This is a genomic window from Mesorhizobium sp. P5_C1 (assembly GCF_054049815.1).
The window spans coordinates 1-2,165 of record NZ_JBFULQ010000746.1 but is presented as its reverse complement, the minus strand read 5'-3'; the positions used below and the strand labels follow the sequence as shown (position 1 = coordinate 2,165).

The 2,165-nt window shown below is 56.1% G+C and carries 2 protein-coding genes and 1 pseudogene; all 3 read right to left on the bottom strand.

Going from position 1 to position 2,165, the window contains the following annotated elements:
- Positions 1-162 (bottom strand): annotated as a pseudogene (locus ACXJ7R_RS30760) (glutamate-1-semialdehyde 2,1-aminomutase); the annotation flags it as partial.
- Positions 163-544: 382 nt separating this feature from the next.
- The gene (locus ACXJ7R_RS30755; RefSeq protein ID WP_095080669.1) at positions 545-1,303 is read right to left on the bottom strand and encodes a LuxR C-terminal-related transcriptional regulator; all 759 of its coding nucleotides are present in this window, start codon (positions 1,301-1,303) and stop codon (positions 545-547) included.
- A gap of 453 nt (positions 1,304-1,756) precedes the next feature.
- On the bottom strand, positions 1,757-1,981 hold the full coding sequence (locus ACXJ7R_RS30750; protein ID WP_095080680.1) for a hypothetical protein: 225 nt from the start codon (positions 1,979-1,981) through the stop codon (positions 1,757-1,759).
- Between the last annotated feature and the right edge of the window lie 184 nt (positions 1,982-2,165).

Below are 2,165 nucleotides of genomic sequence, written 5' to 3'. Positions count from 1 at the left end.
GTCCCAGACATGGCATCCCAAACCACGCTCGATGAAGCCCGGCGCGAGGACGGGATACTGATCTTCGCCTTTTGCGTAGGTGTGGCTACCGCCCGGGATCAGTTCACGACCGCGTTCCTGCAGGMGGACGGATTTGCGAAAACGAAGGCTTTGCTCAGACATGCCGACCACTCCATTCCGGCAGCAAGTCTACATGCTGGGCTCAGGATTTCGCGTTCTCCATAAGGTCAGCGGTTAGCACTTATGGTGGATACACAGGCGCGCACCGACTGATACCGAACAAATGGAACAGTTTTTCAGGGTGCTACGGAACCAGATCATCGCTAGGGATCCAGGCGTTTCGGAGCACTCCGCAAATGTCCACCTGCGGCACACTGCCGGGAGTTAGGGGCAACGATCTGCGTCGGAGCGCGGCCGATCACACGGCTCCCGACGCCATTCAAGGCAACGGAAATCCATCGGCCGTCATTGAATGAATCTGTAGTGCGGTACAAATACGACCCGCCAGGGTTCACCCAAGGCGGGTCGTCTTATCAGTTTGCAATCACTCTTCGGCCAGAGCTCCCTCTGCGAAGAGATCATTGACCTTGTAGGCCACTTCCGTGCGGTTGCTGGCCTTCAGTTTCTTCATGATGTTTCGGATGTGGACCTTCACGGTGCTTTCGCGCAGGTTCAGCTCGTAGGCGATGATCTTGTTCGCCTTGCCGCGCCGAAGCGCCTGGGCGACCTCTGCCTGCCTGAGCGTGAACATGCCCGTCAAAGGCTGCGTGTCGCGGCTACCTGTACCTATAAGGTGCCGCATGGAAAGGACACTGCTCGCCGGGACGAAGATGCCTCCCGCTGCCGCAAGGTTGATCGCCTCGACACAGACGTCGATCCCGACCGAGGTCGGAATGTAGCCGCGTGCGCCGCATTCGAGAGCCGTCAGTATCTGTCCAAGGTCTTCGGTGTCAGCCAGGATGACCACGGGGACCGACTTGAACTCGGACGAAATATGCCTGATCTCGTCGGCGATGCCATGATCGGTGACCTTCCGGCCGCCAAGGTTGAAGAGGATAGCTGCAAGTGGAGGGGCTGCCCCCTTCTTCATGCGCCATTCTTCGATCGAGCCCATGGCGACGACCGCCATGCCGAGTTCGTGATCCTCGAGGGCCGATGCAAGACACTCGCGGTCTAGTGCCCTTCCGTCCAGCATGAGAAGGTATTGCTTGCCTACCTGCTCGTGGACATTTTCTATTCCGCCAGACGGAACACCCGATTGATTTGTCGAAGTGTAGTTATGCAGTCCTACTGTGGAACCCATACTTATACCCACCCTTTCCCCAACGAAAGCCGCTTAGCGGCGCCCAACAAAGCCCCTCATCTCTTGAATTGAAAGTTTGATACCCAACCCATTTTAAAGCTTCAGGCCGTTACCCCAACCTGGAGCCTTGAGCAGTTCTTGGCTGCCGACATGTACAGCAGCTTGGGCAGTCTATGGGCTATCCATAAGCAGTCTCTAACTTAGGTTAATTTTCGGTAAAATTTTTAAGTCTGTGTATGAAACGTACACAGTGGGTCCCGAGCGCTGCGAGACCTTGGATGGGACGGCCCGGCCATTCCCATGGCGCAGCTCCACGCGGCGAACCCGCCGTCAAGCCAGGTCCCAAGAGGTTGATTTGGAACGGCAAGCAGAATCCGCCTGCGGGCAGGCTGACGTGGGAGAAATGAAGTCCTTCACTAAATAGCTTCACAGACCCCAAGACGAGGCCTGGTCTCAGGCGTTTCCCTGGGGATTGGCCTCGCTGAGCCACTTCACATCCAGAACCGTCCCGTCAACGTGGATCACGGTTTCGAAGGCCTCTATAAGCCTTTTGGCGGCTTTGCTGGCAATGTGGGACTCGGGATAATTTGCCTCCACTACCCGCGCCCGCTCGTAAACTTCCTTGAGTTTCGTGACCTGCTTGGGACCGAATACGCTCTGTACAACCTGAGTGGTCATACCGCTTCTCCTCCTGGTGCTGGAACTCAAACAACCCGCCCTTTGCCCAGCGCTCCCACAATTTCATCAATAACACAGGATTTTGCAACTGAAAGCAAAAACAAGCCTGCAACCGTACTGTAAGATTACTATTTTCTTTGGTCGAGGCGTTCTTTAGTAGGCGTTCGCGGACCGAGGGTTAGCC

Coding starts and splice junctions, on each gene's coding strand:
- ACXJ7R_RS30755 (WP_095080669.1), bottom strand. CDS start 1,303: ATGGGTTCCACAGTAGGACTGCATAACTACACTTCGACAAATCAATCG.
- ACXJ7R_RS30750 (WP_095080680.1), bottom strand. CDS start 1,981: ATGACCACTCAGGTTGTACAGAGCGTATTCGGTCCCAAGCAGGTCACG.